Genomic DNA, 17,581 nt, shown 5'->3' on the forward strand with positions numbered 1-17,581 from the left:
TTTAATTAATTAGGTGAAAAACTAGAATAATTATATAAGTAGTTTACTCATCTTTTCAGATTTAAAAGATGAATACACTTGTAACTTTAATTTAAAGAAACGAATTACTTTACATAATATTAGCAATAATTATCTACTAAAAGGGAGAGTCCGTTTTTCGGCGCTGCTTTGCCGGGCCAGTTCAATAATCCGGATAGTTTGGCGGGCTTGTTCGGGCGTTACGGCTAGTTCAGTTTCTCCGCATAGAACCTGGTAAACATTCACGTAAAATTCGCGGTAATCACCGGGTTCACTTTCTATTTTACCCATTAAGTGCTGGCCTTGGTACTCGGTGTTAATAGTTCCCCAATTTGCCTCCGGTTCTTTTCCCCAATTGGGTGTATGGAGCGGGTGCAAACCTTCCTTTAAAGCAGCTTCCTGCACATCCAGGCCGTACTTAATGTACGTTCCATTTTCGCCGTGTAGTACGTGAACCGGGCCTAATTGGCGCACCAGCATACCAGCTTTTAAGGTAACCTTTAACTGCGGATAATCTAAAACAATGGTAAAATTATCAATGGTTTTTCCGTTAGTGCGTTGTATGCGTTCATCGGCAGTAATGGCTTCGGGTAAACCAAACAAACACTGGGCTTCGTCGATTAAGTGGGCACCTAAATCATACAAAATACCGGAACCAGGAGTATCTTCTTCGCGCCAGGCACCGGCTCGTAAAAAAGGCCGGTAACGGTCGAAGTGAACTTCTAATTCTATTATTCGCCCCAACATTTGGTTTTCTATTATCTTCCGGAGAGTTTTGGCATTGCTGTCCCAACGGCGGTTATGGTGAACCGTTAATACCCGATTTTGCCGCGCCGCTAAATCAATTAATTTATCTGCTTCCTCTGCCGTTATGGTAAAAGGTTTATCCACCACCACGTGCTTACCCGCCAGAAGTGCTTTTTCGGCCAATGAATAATGAGAACTGTTGGGAGTAGCAATTACTACTAACTCTATTTCCTGATCCGAAATAATAGCTTCCGAATCCGGAACAATTACCGCATCGGGGTAACGCGCTTGAGCCAGTTGAATATTGTCGGGTTTGGTTTCCCTGATTTTGGTTAGTTGAAGTCCGGGCACGGCCGTAATAACCGGCGCATGAAAAACCTGGCCGGCCATACCGTAACCAATTAAACCAACTTTAATATTTTTAGGCATATAGATAGGTGAAATGTATAAAATAAATTAATGAAGGATGCGAGCAAAACTACTAACTAAAATTTAAATTTAACCAGGAAAATTGCTTCGTTTAAAGTAAATTAAATACAGCTATTTAATTAAGATTATCCCGACGATTAAACCTTTCTTCTCCTTGGCAAGCTGGTTAAATTTACTAAATTAGGAGCGATTCAAATGAACCCTATTCTAATTTAAAAATTCACTTTAAATATTAATACAGTTTAATTAAGAAGAAAAATCTAAATTGTGACTTTTATCAACATTACATAAGAACCTGTATTTGACACACCTTTACCTGTAACAAAAATGGCTATTACTACAGCTGCTGCTACCCAGCGATTTACCGCCCTGGACGTTTTCCGGGGAATGACGGTTTGCTTTATGATTATTGTGAACACCCCAGGTAACGGTGCTACTACCTTTAGCCCATTGCTGCACGCCAAGTGGCACGGGTTCACTCCGACGGATTTAGTTTTCCCGTCCTTCCTTTTTGCGGTGGGTAATGCTCTGAGCTTTGTCATGCAACGTTACCGCACTATGGCTCAGGGCCAGGTAATAAGCAAGATTTTAAAACGGGTTTTTATTATTTTTATGCTGGGTTACCTTATGTACTGGTTTCCGTTTGTGCATTACGAACAAGGTCAGTTAGTGGGTAATCCCATTGAAAATACCCGCATTTTTGGGGTTTTACAGCGCATTGCTTTGGCCTTTGGCATAGCGGCACTTTTAATTTATTTTCTACAATGGCGAAGAGCGTTGGTAGTTTCTATCATCGGACTTTTTGTGTATTGGGCTTTGCTGTTAATTTTTGGAGAACCGGGTGCTCAATTGACCTTGCATGGCAATGCGGTTTTAAAACTGGATAATTGGCTGATTGGACCTTCGCATTTGTACATGGGCGAAGGGGTACCTTTTGACCCGGAAGGATTATTGAGTACGTTACCTGCCATTGCCAATGTGACCGCTGGATTTGCAGCGGGTTATTTCCTGCAAAAACAAGGCAAAAACTTCGAAGCTCTGGCTAGATTACTTTTAGTAGGTTGCGTGTTATTGTTTATAGCTTATGCCTGGAATTTAGCCTTCCCGATTAACAAGAAATTATGGACGAGCTCTTTTGTAGTGCTAACGGTAGCCATAGATTGTATTTTACTAGGCATGCTGGTGTACGTAATTGATCTGCGGCATAAAACCCGCTGGACGTACTTTTTTGAAGTATTCGGTCGTAACCCCTTGTTTATTTATTTACTTTCCGAAGTGCTGGCAATTTTGCTATACTTTTTTCAGAGCGGTGAAGGAAGTTTATACAGCGCTATTTACCAAAAAATATTTTCCCCTTTAGGCGGCTATCTAGGTTCACTAGCATTTGCCTTAAGTTTCATGCTGCTTTGCTGGTTTGTAGGTTATTTGCTGGATAAGCGAAAGATTTATATTAGGGTGTAATATCATTTACCATTTATCAGTTACCATTTACCAAGTTCCATTTGCCATTTACCAAGTGCCATGTTACAGTAAATAGCGTTTAGTAGTTTAAATAACAAAATAGCTTTTTTTTACGAATTGCTGAATGCTTTTAATAAAACAATGTTTTGAAATTTATTCTTATAAGGTTATTATTTAATAATAATATGTAAATGGTAAATGGTAATTGGTATATGTTTAATGTTAATCCCAGTATTCTGCTATTTTGCGGCGTAGGAAAGTTACGCTACGTTCTAGTTGGTCCATTCCTTCTACTCCATCTTCAATACTAATCCAACCATTAAATCCAACTTGTTTTAACTCAGTAAAAATAGCATCGTAATCGTTTAAACCTTTGCCTATTTCACCGTGGCGTAAACGTTTGGCGTAACCGGCGGCACCACCTTCTTCTTTTCGTAAATCTTCCAGAGTACCTTCTATTAAATAGCGGTCGCTGGCGTGCATGGTAACTACCCGCCGTGCTACTAAACGTAATAATTCTAAAGGATCATCGCCCGCCAGGTAGGCATTACTTGGGTCATAATTAATCCCAAAATTGGGATGTTGTACCTGTTGCACCAAGTCCCAGAATACATCCATCTTTTGAGCAAACTCCGGATATTCCCAAAAATCGTCCTTGTAATGATTTTCCAAAATCAAAGTAATTCCCCGCTCCTGGGCGTAAGGTAAACAAGCTTCAATACTCCTGGCGGCTAAGTTAATTCCTTCCTTAATCGTAAGTTCCGGGCGTCTTTGCCCCGAAAGCACCCGGCAATACGAAGAGCCGAGCGTATAAGCCATATCAATCCAGTTTTTCTGCTTTTCAATTTCTTTTTCCCGGAAAGCAGCATCCGGATGCGTGAAATCCGGTGAGCAGCACAACATTGGAATAACTTTTCCGTGATCTTCTACCTCTTGCCGAAAACGGGACCAGTTACTTTTATCGGTCATTTCCAAAAAACCTGCGTACCATTCCAAGCCATCAATATCTAGTTTAACGGCCAGGTTAATCCATTCAGAAACCTGCATGGTACCATCTTTACAAAGAGCTTGCATAAAGGCTTTCGGAAAAGCAGCTAACTGAGGCATAAATCGTTATTCCTTATTAGTTGTGCGTTGTTGGATTAGTAAATTTAGGTAACAAGTCAATCAGCATAAAAAGCAGTATTACTAATTTCTTTAAAATGCTTAATGTTATGAATATAAGTTGTTTACAGGCATCCTATTTGCTTTCTTCTTTATCTGCCTTGGGAATGGTAGAAGTATCTTTTGGCGGGTTACGGCCAATAAAGGGATGTTGCTCTAAATCGACCACCTGCCCACTAATAGGTCCGCTTTCGTCGGCTAACCAATAAACAGCGGCGGCGGCTATTTCCGAAGGCCACAAAATACGACCCGCCGGAGCAAACACGGAAGGTATTTCGGTGTACCAATCTTCGGGTAGTCCTTGTTCGTGTTTGCGTTGGACTTCGTTTTCGGTGAGTACCCAACCCGGATTTATTTGGTTCACCCGTACGCCATTTTCGCGGTGAAGCGTGTCGCCTAAATTACGCGTTAAAGTCATAAGCGCCCCTTTAGACACACTGTAGGCCATTAAATTAGGCTCTCCGCTATAGGCATTTACCGAACCAATATTCAACACAGAACCCCGTACCTGGCTCAGGTGCGGTAAAGCTGCTTTAATTAAAGCAAACGGGGCTATGGTATTAATTTCTAAAACCCGCCGCATAAAAGCTTCATCGGTAGTATGAATGTTGGAGCTGGTAACCCACGCCGCATTATTTACGACAGCATCCAACCGGCCAAAAACTTGCAATGCCAAATCTACTAAGCGTTGCGGAGTACCTGGATTAGTTAAATCTTCAATGTGCAGCGTAGCTTTATCGGCTCCCAAACGTTCTACTACTGCTTCGCCTAATTCTTTTTCTAAACCATGAATAATAACTTGGGCACCTTTGGCTACGCAGCGTTCGGCAATGGCTTTACCAATACCCGTACAACTACCGGTAACAATAATTACTTTGTTTTGCAGCCGCATAATTATACGGGTTTAAGCACACTCTTTACTACTTCGCCGCGGTGCATTTTTTCAAACGCTTCGAACCATTCGGTTATGGGCCAAACACCTCCAATTATGGGTTTTACATTTAATTGTCCGCTGGCTAACAAAGCTATTACCCGCTCCCAAACCGGCCAATTATGGCTAAAACTACCTTGCAGCGTAATGTTTTTTTGTACCAATGGATCGAGAGAAAAGTTTAAAGGTTGTGGTCCCCAACCTACTTTCGCAATTTGCCCGTTCGGACGTACCAGTTGCAAAGCCATTTTTAAAGTAGCACTTACCCCGGCCGCATCAATCACACAATCAGCTCCTAATCCATCCCGTTGTTGCGACCAGGCAGTAGCATCTCCGATAATAGGTTCACAACCATATTGTTTCCCGATTTCTAACCGGTGCCTATCGGCTTCCAAGCCTACTAAAGCCACTTCCGCCCCGCAAAGTTTAGCCATGGCCGCGCATAAAATTCCAATAGTGCCAGGTCCTAATACCACCACCCGATCGCCGGGCTTTAACCGGGAATTTTCTACCACCGCGTTAAAAGCCACGCAGCAAGGTTCAGTTAAGCAGGCTTCTTCAAATGCCAGATTTTCGGGCACCCGGTGCAAGCAACGGGCTGGTACCCGTACAAACCGGGTCATGGCCCCATTTACACCGTAACCAAACCCTTTCCGGGTTGGATCTAAGTTATACAAACCGCTCCGGCTCATAGGATTATTAGGATCAATAACGGCGGCCGTTTCACTAACTACCCGGTCTCCTTCTTTCCAGCCTATAACTTTGCTTCCTAATGCCGCAATGTGCCCGCCAAACTCGTGGCCCAATACTACCGGATAATTAACCGGCCAACTATGATCGGCCGTCCATTGGTGCAAATCGGAACCGCAAACGCCTACGTTGGCTACTTCCAGGAGCACATCCTCTTCGCCTATAGTAGGTTCAGCAATTTCCCGTACTTCCACGGATCCTTTTTGAGGAGCAAAATTGACAACAGCAGCAGATTTCATATTATAGGTTGAAGGTTTTTGGTTGAAGGTTATATGTTAAATAAAGAGATACATGTATCAAGATAGTAGACTTATGCCTAAGTATGTAGCAGCTTATCCATTTACTATTTCTTCCATTTAGATATCAATAATAGTAAATAAATCTTGTCCAGTTACTTAATTATTGTAGGAACATAAAGTAAAAAACGGCTATCGAATTTAATGCTGGATAGTGAATTACTCACAAGGTTGCTCAGCAGACAAAATAAAGTAAATAATAAACTTACTACTTACTACCTTTTACTTACTACTTAACCTTTGCCAACCGGCACATCGCCATAAGCGTGTATTTTGTCGCATATCATTCGCAAGGACCTTTCCAGATCACCATCGGCGGTTCTAAAAGCATCTGCATCAATGGTTAAAGGTGCGCCGAGCACTACTAAAGGAGCACCGTACTCCGGACAACGAATGGCTTGTTCCAGAGAAAGGCCACCAACTGCTTGCACGGGTACATTTACCGCCTGTACTACTTCCCGCAACTGATCTAAAGGGCTGGGCATCCGTTTTCCCTGAGCAGCAATTCCCCGGCGTTCGTCGTAACCAATATGATGAATGACGTAATCACAACCTAAATCTTCGAGCCATTTTGCCCCATCCACCATATCAGGGCACACCATATTATCGCCCATTACCTTTACGCCAAAATCCTGGCCCGCTTTTACCACGCATTTTATGGTTTCTTCGTGCGCTCTTGCCATTACCACCACGTGGGTAGCTCCCGCTTTTGCCATCATTTCCACTTCCAGATAGCCGCCATCCATTGTTTTTAAATCAGCCACTAAAGGAACACCCGGAAAATTTTGGGCTAACTGCCGTACCCCGTGTAAACCTTCGGCCAGAATAAGGGGGGTGCCCGCTTCTAACCAATCTACGCCAGCCCGGCGGGCTAAAGCAGCCGTTTGCAAGGCTTCTTCGATATTCGTAAGGTCAAGCGAAATTTGTACAATAGGTTTCATGAGCAACGCGTGAAAAAGTACAAAAGCATTTAAATTTCTGCGAGTTGCAGAAGTACAAAATAAATAGTTAGTAAAATAGGAAATAATATGATTAAATACCTAAGTAGCTTGAAGTAAAGTTTTTTAGATATAGACTTTAGTAATTTTGTTAATACCGTATAAATGTAAACCGATTTTCTATTGTAAAGCAAGTATTATAAACTCAATTAAAAAGGCAGTTTTACGCCGTACACTTCAATTTTGGTAGTAAAATGCTGTTGCAATTTGCTCAGAATATCTGAGCCGTGCCGGTTTAATATCGTACGGCCATCTATTTCCTGCACGGGGGTAAGTTCTCCCATGGTTCCGGTAGCGAACACCTCATCAGCATTATAAAACTCCGTTAGGGATAAATTTTTTTCGATAGCCGGTATATCTAAATCTGTCGCCATTTCCAAGACTAATTTTCGGGTAATTCCGGGTAAACAGGCATCTGGTAATGGCGTGTACAAAATATTTTTTTTCACCATAAATAAATTAGTAGCGTTAGTTTCGGCCACAAAGCCTAAGATGTCGAGCATTAAAGCATCATCAGCGCCAGCCAAGTTGGCTTCTATTTTGGCTAAAATATTATTTAGTAAATTATTATGGTGAATTTTAGAATCTAAGAACTGCGGATTATTGCGGCGAATGGCGCTGCTTACTAAACGAATACCCACTGAGTTATCGTAAACCGGGGGCTTGTGTTCGGCTAGTACAATTAAAGTGCAGCCCGCCTGGTTTAATCTGGGGTCCATGCCCGAAGTTATTTTTTCGCCGCGGGTAAGCGTTAACCGGATATGCGCCCCATCGTGCATGTTATTTGCTTGCAAAGTAGTAATTACAGCTTCTTTAATTTCTTCCCGGCTTGGAATCTGGGCAAAAGCAAGCGCATGCGCCGACTCCTGAAGCCGGTCAATGTGCTGCTCCAGCATAAAAGCAAAACCATTATAAATCCGGATTCCTTCCCAAACCGCATCACCGCCTTGCACCACACTATCAAAAACCGAGACCCGGGCATCTTGCCGGGAACATAAACCATTTACCCAAACTTTAATATCCGCATTGCGGGAGTCATATTGTTGCAGCATAATCAGGCTAAAAGAGCGTATTGTTTTAAAGTAGTATAATAAGGTAAAGCGGCCTCGTAAGTGGCCCTTAGAGAATTAGGTAAAGGAGAACTATCGGTATCGGGCGCCATAAATTTAGTAGATTGATGCACTTTAGCGTACCAGAACGGAGCCCAACAACCATCTTCTGCTCGCGGACCAGCCGGCCAGTTAAGCATTGCTTGGTTAAATGGTAAGCCTAAGCCATCGCATAGCTGTTGTAATACATGTTCCGGGTTTTTTCTAAGTTCATTACCATCTAAAACCAGAGGATTTTGACCTTCGGCTTGCAGCCAGGTGAAAAGCTCGGCTTGTTGCTTTAAACCAATGTCATTTAAAGTAGGCTCTTCCCTTACTTTGGCATAAGACAATAGCATTTGCCCCGGGTCCCGGATAAGAAAAACATTCTGGTAATGTTTTATCGGACTGTAATCAAAGCCCTGCAAATGGTGGCCCATGTTTTTGACGAAAACATTATTAAAAGTTTGCTCTTGTTCTTGAATCTGCCCAAATACTTTTACAGGATCCGGTTCCAGGGTTTTTAAAATTTCTTCTTTCCCGGGGTGTTCTAATTGGCTATAAATTAAATAATAAGCATAAAAAGGTTCATCCATTACTTTCACGTCCAGTCGTTGGGCAAAAGAGTACATCAGCGCGGTAGAAATGTTGCGAGGGCCGGAGATTAAATGTATAACCAAAGTATAATGCCAAACTTTAAATAGACGAATGATGGGAGAAGGTACCTGTTCTGCTTACTTATTCTCGCGGCCAATATACTCAAACTAATGAAGGAGTAAGTATTTTTACTGAAAGAAGTTTCCGGAAGAAAAATCATTTTCCACCTACTTCCTGAACTTCAACTGGCAAAAAATTTACTTATACCTATTAGTACACCAGATAATTTTTTATTAAGGAGAATGAATAAGGTTACGAGCTTCCATTTTCTGCGAAAAAGCCATTAAAATGTTATTAGAAAAAGCTAAGTATACCTGTAATAAGCCATAGATTTATTAATTTGCGGCACTTCTGGCTATTAAAATATGAGTTTTACCCAAATTCTGCAGTTCATCATTGTTGGTGGAGCATTGCAGGGAATTTTACTTGCATTTTTACTATTTACCCGTAAAACAAATCAATTAGCTAACCGGCTACTGGGAGCTTTAATCTTTTTAATGTCGATGCAATCTATTTTAGTTGCCTTCGATACCCGGGAGTTCTTTATTACTTTTCCGCATTTGAGTAAAGTTAGCTGGCTTATTCCGCTTTTCTTTGGTCCTTTGTTGTACCTTTTTACCCGGAAAATTACATCACGGGTTCCCCGGTTCAAACAGGTGGATGTGATTCATTTTATTCCGGCCGTAATTACTTTTTTTTATTTGCTGCCTTACTATTTAAAATCCGCCGCCGATAAAATTGCTTATTTAAATGATTTTGAAACTGCCCGTAAAGACGATTTTGGTTTAATTGGTCAGGCTACTTTGTTCCAGATTCTTTTTTATCTGGTTTATTCTTTAAAAGCTTTATATCGTTACGAAAGGAAAATATTTGACACTTATTCCGAATTAGAAAAAATCCGGCTACAATGGGTAAAGCAATTTATCTATTCAATCTTAAGTATTTTTTTTGTAGCAGCAATCGCCTTTTACGCTAAGAAATGGTATGTGCCCGTATTTACTGAAATCTACCATTATCATCTGCATTACTTAATGGTAGTGGCTTTGGTGTATTGGATTGGTTACAAAGCATTGGCGCAACCGCAGGTTTTTGTAAACCGGCTAGTAGCAGCTTTCCCTGCACCGACGAACATAAATTTAGAAAACTCGGAAGGTCTAATTGAAAAAGAGCCTTTACCTACCCCAGCGCAGGAGTTATATGATTTGGAAACAAACGAGGATTTGGGAAAGAAATACCAAAAATCCAGTTTAAAGCCGGAAGAAAGCCAAAAGTATTTAAACCGTTTGCTGGATTATATGGAAGAAGAAAAACCCTACCGGCAAAGTAATATTACTATTCAGGATTTGGCGGCGCTGCTCCAGATTCCGAAACACCATTTATCACAAATTATTAACAACAAATTAGATAAAAACTTTTACGATTTTATAAATCAATACCGGGTGGCGGAAGCGCAACTACTATTAGTGGATCCTAAATTTAAACATTTAACTAATTTGGCAATTGCAGAAGAAGCTGGCTTTAATTCCAAAGCTACCTTTAATGCAGTTTTTAAAAAACAAACCGGGCAAACTCCTTCCGAATACGTGCGGAGCTATGCCCAGAGCCGTCCGACCTTAGCGGATTAACCAACAAAACACCAGTAAAAGCGTCTGAACTTAGCGGGTAAGACGACAACCGTTTTCAGCGGCGATACATTTGCAACGTTCTTTTCGTCTAAAAACATGAAAACAGTAACCTTCTTGAAACGTTGTCTATTATCCTCGCTGTTAGTGTTCGGCTCGTACAAGGGCATGAGCCAGCCTAATTCATCCACCCCCACTGCGGCTGAATCAAATCAGCAGTTCACTCCAGCTCAGTTGCAAGCCGACCTGAAAGTAATGCGTACCATTTTAGAAGAGTCTCACCCGGGATTTTACCGCTATACGCCTAAAGCCCGCTTTGATGTACTTTTCGATAGTATTCATCAGACTCTTAACCGACCTATGACGCAGCAAGAGTTTTACGTGGCAGCCACTCCCCTTATCGTCGCTTTAAAAGATGGCCACGTAAAATACATGCCACACGAGCGCCCGCATTGGCAGTATTATTACAACTTGGATAAACTCTTTCCCTTGGACTTATATTTTCCGGGTAAAGAGGCCTACCTCGTGCGTAATAATGCTGGTTCGGATAACATCCCCTTAGGTTCTGAAATAATTGCTATTAACGGAGAACCCATCAAAAACTTAATCGATAAGTTATTACCTACCGTGTATTTTGCCGATGGTAATAGTCAAGCCGTTAAGTATTTATCTTTAACTAAATTTTTCCCTTTTTACTACGGCACATACGTGGGTGGTTCTGGCACTTATGAAATTACTTACCGGGAAAAAAATAATCCAGAGGTAAAAACGGTTTCTATACCTGCCATTGATTTAGCTACGATTCAAAAATTAGAAAAAGAAGATCAGCCAGCACCGCGTTTGCCTATGCGGCTGCAATACAAAGAAAACAGCACGGCAATTTTAACCATTGATAATTTTAACGTGTACAAAGACCAGATGGATGTAAAGAAATTCTATCGGGATACATTCTGGCAGCTCAACGCTAAAAATATCCAGAACTTAATTATTGATGTGCGCGGCAACGAAGGCGGAATAGATAAATGGGGCGCTTTACTTTACAGCTATCTCAGCGACAAACCTTTCCGGTATTATGATGAAATAAGGGTGGCTCAAAAGAAAAAATTCAGCTTTACCGAACACATTGCCTGGGTACCGAAAATGTTTCCGGTGTACCGTCGCTTCCTAATTCGGAAAAGTAAAGACGGAATGTATACCTTTCCTTTCAAAAAATTACTAAAAACCCAAAAACCGCAATCGCATCCCTTTAAAGGCGACGTTTATATTTTAACGGATGGATACAGTTTTTCGGTTACTTCGGAGTTTGCTGCCATTGCGCATTCTAACAACCGGGCTACGTTTATAGGGCGCGAAACGGGTGGTGGTTATTATGGTAACACCAGTGGTTTTTTTGTAGTTGCCGTTTTACCCAATACTAAAATTGAATTAGCTACGCCGCAATGGGGTTACTACATGGCCGTAGAAGATTATCCTTACCCAGACCGGGGCATTTTACCTGATCACGAAGTAATTCCCACCATAGAAGATATTCTTCAAAAACACGATGCCGATCTGGAATTAACGCTCGACTTAATCCGCAAGAAAAAAAGCGCCTCGGCTACAAAAAATTAAGTTCTACTACCGGCAACCATCTTGCTGGTAAAATCACCTTCGAGTTTTCCTTATCCTAAACCGGCTGAATAATCCGCCTTACCTCCTTATTGCCCAAATTCTAAGATTTAAACAACTATGAAACCTATTATTACTTTTAAGTGGCTGCTTGCTTTATTCCTTTTAGTAAGTACCAAATTTATCCAGGCCCAGGATCTGAAAAAAAGTTCTTTGCAAATAGCTTATGTCCGCAGCAATTTTCACTTTTTAGACAAGCAAGCGTCGCCCCTGGTGTACCAGGCCAATTTAAATGGACTTGGCCTCACCTACGAACACACCGCTCCCAAATCCAGAAGGTACCTTCATTTTCAGGCAGGCACAGGTACGGCTTTGCCTAAGGGTTTTGGAGCCCGGGAATTTATTATGAGCAGCACTGATTTTTACGGCGAAACAAACACTTTCAAAATACTCCATGCGCCTACCATATACCTCGGGCAGTTAGAAGCCGGATATTTACACCGCATTAAAAACAAAAATTTATTTGCCGGCATTAGTTTACAAGAATGGATTGGGTACTCCGATAATATTGGTTTCTGGAGCACCTGGGGAATGAATAGCACGGCTTTAAACGCCGCCTTGCAGTACGACAAAGCTTTAACCAGTAAACAAAAAATAAAATTAGGAGCTTCTGTTCCAATTTTTGCTTTGCTTTCCCGAATGCCTTACAGCAACAGCATCTCGGACCCGGAAAAAGGTAACCTTAGAGCATTTTTTGCCGAGGGTAGCCGCTTTACCTCCCTTCACCAATATCAACGCCTAAATGTAAGTGCTGCCTACCAATACCAATTAAATTACCATTGGCAAACAGGAGTAGCCTATAGTTTTAACTGGCAACATTATACCCAACCTCATTCCATCCGGGCGTATCAACAAGATCTTCAAGCCCAATTAAACTATTCTTTTTAAAATCCTTTCCATTATAAAATCATGAAAAAACTTTTTAGTAATTTTTTTACACTAATAGGTATTTGGCTGAGTTTATCGGCTTGCGAAGATACTTTAGTCGGACCAGTTACCCCCAACAACCCGGAGCAAAACTTTGAACAGCTCTGGCATGAATACGATCAATTATCGGCTTTTATTTCGGTGAAAAATATAAACTGGGAAGCCTTGTATGCCCAATATCGGCCCCAGGTAAAGCCTACTACCACCGATGCCGAACTATTTAAAATTTTTACGGAGATGCTTGCCCCCTTAAACGATAGCCACCTGACCCTACTCGCGCCGGGTACACCGCCCATGCAGTACGATGGCGGTTTAGCCGGCCAATTAAAACACGAAGATTTTTCTTTAAAAGTAGTAAAAGAACATTACCTGACAGAGGCTATAGAATACAGCCCGAGCATTACGTATGGTAAACTTGCTCCCCAAATTGGTTATATTTATTTGAAAGATTCGGGCTTAGATGAAGGTTATTACCAAAAAGCGCTGGATAAAATTTACGATTATTTAAAAGATACGGATGGTTTGGTGTTGGACTTACGTGATTTTGAAGGAGGTTATGATAAGAATAGCGCTTACATTGCCGGACGGTTTGCTACCACTAAAAAACTGTTTATGACTAGTCGCAAACGTAATGGGCCTAAACACACGGATTTTACTACACCCGTAAATTGGTACGTACAACCCGAAGGCAAAAACCAATACACCAAGCCTTTAGTAATTTTAACTAACCGGTGGACGACCAGCTCCGGGGAAGTTTTACTTTGGGCACTTAAAGCAGCTAAACCCGTTGTACAAGTCGGAGATACCACTTTGGGAGCTTACTCCGATCAGGCGCGACGGGAATTGCCTAATGGCTGGTATTATACTATTAGCATTAATGATATCCGGGCGGTTGATGGTAAAAGTTACGAAGGCATTGGAATTGCCCCTGATATTTTAGTTGAAAACAAAAAAGCAGAGGTACTTGCCGGCAAAGATGCTGTTTTAGAAAAAGCTTTAACTGTGGTTCATTAATATTTGCCTTGTACTAATTGGTAAACGTACATTTTGCTAAACCCTTTTTACTAAATCTGTTCCAAAATCGGACACAACTGTATGAAATCGAACACTTTGAAGGGTATAGTTTATTAAAAATAGGACTTTTATTGGCTTAAACTCACAATTCAAATTTGGCACAGCAGTTGAAAACCGGCATAACGCTTAAACTGTCTATTTCTGAACAAATGAAAAAATTTTTATTACTAGTAGTGAGTTTCTTTATTTTTAGTTTATACGCGCAAGCTCAGGTTAAGGAAGTAATTAATACCGAACGATATTTCGCGAAAATGGCGCTTACTAAAGATACCAGAGCTGCTTTCTTAGCTTTTATGTCTGAAAACTCCTTGTTAGAAAATAAAGGTAAACTGGTAAAAGGCCGGCCTATTTACCAGTTTATGCCGCCGGATACCTCCGGAAAATTAATCTGGGATCCAGTAGTAGCTACCATTGCTGCCTCCGGCGACTTAGGGTACACGTCGGGACCTTATAAATTCCAGGTAAAAGGAAAAGATGTGGCTTTCGGCGATTTCGCTACAGTCTGGGAAAAACAAGCCGATGGTAAGTGGACATTTGTAATCGATTTAGGTAACTCGCATGGGAACACGGGCATTGCCTGGATGGAAAATGAAGTAAAAACAATTGAGCCCGCCGCTGAAAAGAACCAGAAAAGAGAAAAAGTAGATTTAATAAAAATAGATCAGAATTTAGCGGCAAAAATTCAGCCGGGTACACCAGCAGGTTATCAGGAAATTTTGCATCCAGCGGCCCGTTTACTACGCACTGGCAAAGCGCCTTATGTTTCCGAAGCTGAAAAGAAAACTTTATTCACCGAAAAAACCAATCTAAAGTTTAAACCCGAAGGTTATAAGCTAGCTGCTGCCCAGGATTTAGGTGTGGTTTATGGTTCTTGTACAGCAACCACCCAGGATTCAGAAAAGGATACTACTTTAACCGGGGTTTACATGCACGTGTGGCGGAAAGATCCAATTAAAGGCTGGCAATTGTTGCACGAAAGCATTAATGTTCATCCACCGGTCCCTCCTGCTGAACAAAAGTAAAGTAGTTCACCATCTTATTTTTCTGAGTAAAAAAAAACGAACAGCCTCATTTAAAACCCAATTGTATTTAGCGGTTTCCTATTAAAATGAAGGTAAAATCATTGCGGTATAAACTCGGCAGGTTTTTAAAACCTGTCGGGTTTGAACGAAAGAAGTCCCTTTTTACTATTTGGTAGATTAAGTTTCATTAAACGAACTTCGAACAAGGTTCCAATTATTTTCCTTGTCAAACAGCTTGGTAGTGCTTTAACTAAAAAAGCCGAAACAGTATATTCTTTATTGGATTTCCTGATGCCTGGAACTTTTCAAAATTTTACAAATTCAATCTTATAACTAAACATAATACCTAATCAATCCACAATCCTATTTAACTATGAAAAAACAATTTAACCTGAAACAGAAATTTCTTTACACCGGAATTTGGGCCTTAGCTTTACTATTTTTAACTTCTTGTGACGAAGATGGCCCATTTTGCATTAAAGGTCAGGGTGATATAACTACCCGCACCCTACAATTACAATCTTTTCACGAAGTAGATGTAAACGGCGATTTTGAAGTGTACATTACGCAAGGATCTCCCCAAAAAGTAGAAGTAAAAGGTGAGCCCAACATTCTGGATGAATTAAATACCAACGTGCAAAATGGTAAATGGAAAATTGAATTTGATAAATGTATCCGGCGGAGTAAAACCGTGCAAGTATACCTTACCGTACCCGAAGTAAGTTCATTCTATATCAACGGTTCCGGTAAAATAATGGGTCAGAATAAATTAACAGCTTCTGAATTGTCGGTGGCGGTAAATGGCTCGGGCACTATTCAAGCAGAACTGGCCGCTACTAAAGTAATAGCGCGGGTGATGGGTTCCGGCGATATGGAACTGGCGGGCACAACCAAACAGCAATCAATTACTATAGCCGGTTCGGGAAAAGTAAAATCTTATAATCTGGCCGCCGAAGATGTACAAGTGAAAGTAGCGGGTTCCGGCAAGACCCAGGTTTCGGCCAGTAAAACCCTTGATGTAGATTTATCGGGTAGCGGTACAGTTTTTTACCGGGGTAACCCAACCGTAAATACTAAAATTAGCGGCTCCGGAAAAGTGGTGCACGAGTAAAAAGAATCTTTTATACTGCTAAACAATTTGCATCCAAACAAAACCCTAGCTATTTAACTATAGCCGGGGTTTTCTTTTTAAATATAAAATTATTGCACGATTAACATTTGCTTCGAAGCGGCCACTTTACCGTTTACCACCAAAGTATACACGTAAGTACCGGCTTTTAAATCCTGAGCGTTTACCTGCACCTGACCACTAGCTGGGGCAGGCAAAGTTTTAACTAATTTACCCGAAGTAGCTTCATAAATTTTTAGCAAGCCATTCGTACCAATCGGCAAGGTGTACCGGAAGGTGGTAATCTGATTAAAAGGATTGGGTTGATTTTGCTCCAGCGAGGCTCCAATTAAATCGGTATTTACGAAATTAGAATTGTTGTTAGTGCCCAAAGTAGCTTCTAATTTAGCAATTCGTTCGGTTAAGGAGCTAATGGTTTGTTGCTGCTCCTGAATGGCTTTAATGGCCAACACTCCAAATGCACTGTAATCCATGGTATAATGTTCGCTACCATCATCGGCCTTTTGGTGGTGTACTACTTCCGGAAAAATTTTTTCTACCTCCTGGGCAATCATTCCGTAGTATTTATCATCGGCGGGAGCGTTCTTTTGAAAATGGTACTTTTTAACGCCGAGTTGCAGTACTTTCGGTAAAACCACATCGGATTTCTCGATATCTTTTTTCATTTTTAAATCCGAAGCGGCCGTGTACACCCCGGAAACATCGTCGAAAGAACCCCTGAATTGGCCATTTTCATACAACTCCAAAGCGCCGGTGCTGTTTAACACGTAAAAGGTCCAGTTTTCATTATTAGCACCGCTGTTAGCTACTCGTAAGCCATCGGTGTTGCCGGAACCTATACCATGACGAACATGCAAATCAGTAAGAGGCGCAGTTGTATTTACGCCCACTTTACCGTTACCTTGAACCGTTAAAATGTCGCCGGTAGCACTGTAGCGGAAATTAAGTTTAGAAGCCGCATTATTCACTGCCGGTAGAGCAGCTATAGCAAAGTAATTTGAGGTACTGGTATTGCCAAAGTGTAAGCGGGCATAATCTGAATCATTTTCAAACAAAAATAAGTGCGGAGCACTAGCGGTACTGTTATGATTCACGTGGAGTTTAGCTAAAGGAACAGGTGTACCAAATCCTACTCTACCCGCCGCATACAAGCCATTAGTCGGCGGATTATCAAAACCACCGATAGAAAGTCCGCCATTGTTGTGCGCTAAGAATTTAGTGGTACCGTTAATTTGTATGCGTAAAGGAATTTGCCCTAAGGCACTATTAATGTGAACTTTCGCGTTAGGTTCGGTTGTGCCAAAACCCCACAAACCCGCATTTGTTACCCGGCCCCGATCCTCGTTATTAGTCAGGAATATAATTGAATTATTGCTGATCGACCCAATTCTGCCCACACCAGTTAAGCTATTGCCGCCTACTAACCAATTTTGCTGCGCATAAGCATTATCCGAGATAATGCCGCTGGTTGCACTAATAAGTACCAGAAGAAGTAAGGCTTTTTTCATAAATTTTAGTTTTGCTTTGTTGAGATAAGTTTATTAGAATAACTTCAAAAATCAGACCTCTACCGAGTTAAAAGAAGTTGGAGTATTTAGAA

General features: G+C 41.2%; 15 protein-coding genes. 7 read left to right on the forward strand and 8 right to left on the reverse strand.

Translation table 11 applies throughout. The features are described 5' to 3' along the window. Positions 1 to 129 precede the first annotated feature (129 nt). A complete protein-coding gene (locus tag HUW48_RS11505) occupies positions 130 to 1,194 on the reverse strand; it encodes an oxidoreductase (RefSeq protein ID WP_182415807.1) in 1,065 nt (354 codons plus the stop codon). Between the two features lie 327 nt (positions 1,195 to 1,521). On the opposite strand from HUW48_RS11505, the gene HUW48_RS11510 reads away from it, so the two are divergent. After that, a complete protein-coding gene (locus HUW48_RS11510) occupies positions 1,522 to 2,655 on the forward strand; it encodes an acyltransferase family protein (RefSeq protein WP_182415808.1) in 1,134 nt (377 codons plus the stop codon). A gap of 222 nt (positions 2,656 to 2,877) precedes the next feature. Here HUW48_RS11510 and HUW48_RS11515 read toward each other — a convergent pair whose 3' ends face one another. The 6 genes from HUW48_RS11515 to HUW48_RS11540 all read right to left on the reverse strand — a co-directional run bounded on the left by HUW48_RS11515 (position 2,878) and on the right by HUW48_RS11540 (position 8,562). Continuing rightward, positions 2,878 to 3,762 carry a sugar phosphate isomerase/epimerase family protein gene (locus HUW48_RS11515; RefSeq protein ID WP_182415809.1) on the reverse strand — a complete coding sequence of 295 codons (885 nt, stop codon included), beginning with the start codon at positions 3,760 to 3,762 and terminating at the stop codon, positions 2,878 to 2,880. 133 nt (positions 3,763 to 3,895) lie between these two features. Continuing rightward, a complete protein-coding gene (locus HUW48_RS11520; protein ID WP_182415810.1) occupies positions 3,896 to 4,711 on the reverse strand; it encodes an SDR family NAD(P)-dependent oxidoreductase in 816 nt (271 codons plus the stop codon). A gap of 2 nt (positions 4,712 to 4,713) precedes the next feature. Further along, positions 4,714 to 5,739: a zinc-binding dehydrogenase gene (locus HUW48_RS11525; RefSeq protein WP_182415811.1), complete on the reverse strand. Its 1,026-nt coding sequence runs from the start codon at positions 5,737 to 5,739 to the stop codon at positions 4,714 to 4,716. Positions 5,740 to 6,029: 290 nt separating this feature from the next. Then, on the reverse strand, positions 6,030 to 6,737 hold the full coding sequence (locus HUW48_RS11530) for an orotidine 5'-phosphate decarboxylase / HUMPS family protein (RefSeq protein WP_182415812.1): 708 nt from the start codon (positions 6,735 to 6,737) through the stop codon (positions 6,030 to 6,032). A gap of 206 nt (positions 6,738 to 6,943) precedes the next feature. Then, complete coding sequence (locus HUW48_RS11535) at positions 6,944 to 7,846, reverse strand: aminotransferase class IV (protein ID WP_182415813.1); 903 nt, start codon at positions 7,844 to 7,846, stop codon at positions 6,944 to 6,946. Between the two features lie 2 nt (positions 7,847 to 7,848). After that, positions 7,849 to 8,562, reverse strand: a complete 714-nt coding sequence (locus HUW48_RS11540; protein ID WP_262891509.1) for a sulfotransferase-like domain-containing protein — start codon at positions 8,560 to 8,562, stop codon at positions 7,849 to 7,851. Between the two features lie 342 nt (positions 8,563 to 8,904). On the opposite strand from HUW48_RS11540, the gene HUW48_RS11545 reads away from it, so the two are divergent. From HUW48_RS11545 to HUW48_RS11570, 6 genes are all read left to right on the forward strand, one after another. Further along, complete coding sequence (locus tag HUW48_RS11545) at positions 8,905 to 10,164, forward strand: helix-turn-helix domain-containing protein (RefSeq protein WP_182415815.1); 1,260 nt, start codon at positions 8,905 to 8,907, stop codon at positions 10,162 to 10,164. A gap of 96 nt (positions 10,165 to 10,260) precedes the next feature. Beyond that, positions 10,261 to 11,772 (forward strand): S41 family peptidase, encoded by a 1,512-nt coding sequence (locus HUW48_RS11550; protein WP_182415816.1) that lies wholly within the window; start codon positions 10,261 to 10,263, stop codon positions 11,770 to 11,772. A gap of 117 nt (positions 11,773 to 11,889) precedes the next feature. Further along, positions 11,890 to 12,717 carry a hypothetical protein gene (locus HUW48_RS11555; protein WP_182415817.1) on the forward strand — a complete coding sequence of 276 codons (828 nt, stop codon included), beginning with the start codon at positions 11,890 to 11,892 and terminating at the stop codon, positions 12,715 to 12,717. A gap of 21 nt (positions 12,718 to 12,738) precedes the next feature. Continuing rightward, entirely contained in the window at positions 12,739 to 13,770 is a 1,032-nt protein-coding gene (locus HUW48_RS11560; RefSeq protein ID WP_182415818.1) for a S41 family peptidase, read from the forward strand. Positions 13,771 to 13,979: 209 nt separating this feature from the next. Continuing rightward, positions 13,980 to 14,852 (forward strand): DUF4440 domain-containing protein, encoded by an 873-nt coding sequence (locus tag HUW48_RS11565; protein WP_182415819.1) that lies wholly within the window; start codon positions 13,980 to 13,982, stop codon positions 14,850 to 14,852. Between the two features lie 373 nt (positions 14,853 to 15,225). After that, positions 15,226 to 15,963 carry a head GIN domain-containing protein gene (locus HUW48_RS11570; RefSeq protein ID WP_182415820.1) on the forward strand — a complete coding sequence of 246 codons (738 nt, stop codon included), beginning with the start codon at positions 15,226 to 15,228 and terminating at the stop codon, positions 15,961 to 15,963. A gap of 89 nt (positions 15,964 to 16,052) precedes the next feature. On the opposite strand, the gene HUW48_RS11575 is transcribed toward HUW48_RS11570, so the two are convergent. Continuing rightward, the gene (locus HUW48_RS11575) at positions 16,053 to 17,489 is read right to left on the reverse strand and encodes a tail fiber domain-containing protein (protein WP_182415821.1); all 1,437 of its coding nucleotides are present in this window, start codon (positions 17,487 to 17,489) and stop codon (positions 16,053 to 16,055) included. Positions 17,490 to 17,581 lie beyond the last annotated feature (92 nt).

The sequence above is a fragment of the Adhaeribacter radiodurans genome, assembly GCF_014075995.1.
GTDB classification, from domain to species: domain Bacteria; phylum Bacteroidota; class Bacteroidia; order Cytophagales; family Hymenobacteraceae; genus Adhaeribacter; species Adhaeribacter radiodurans.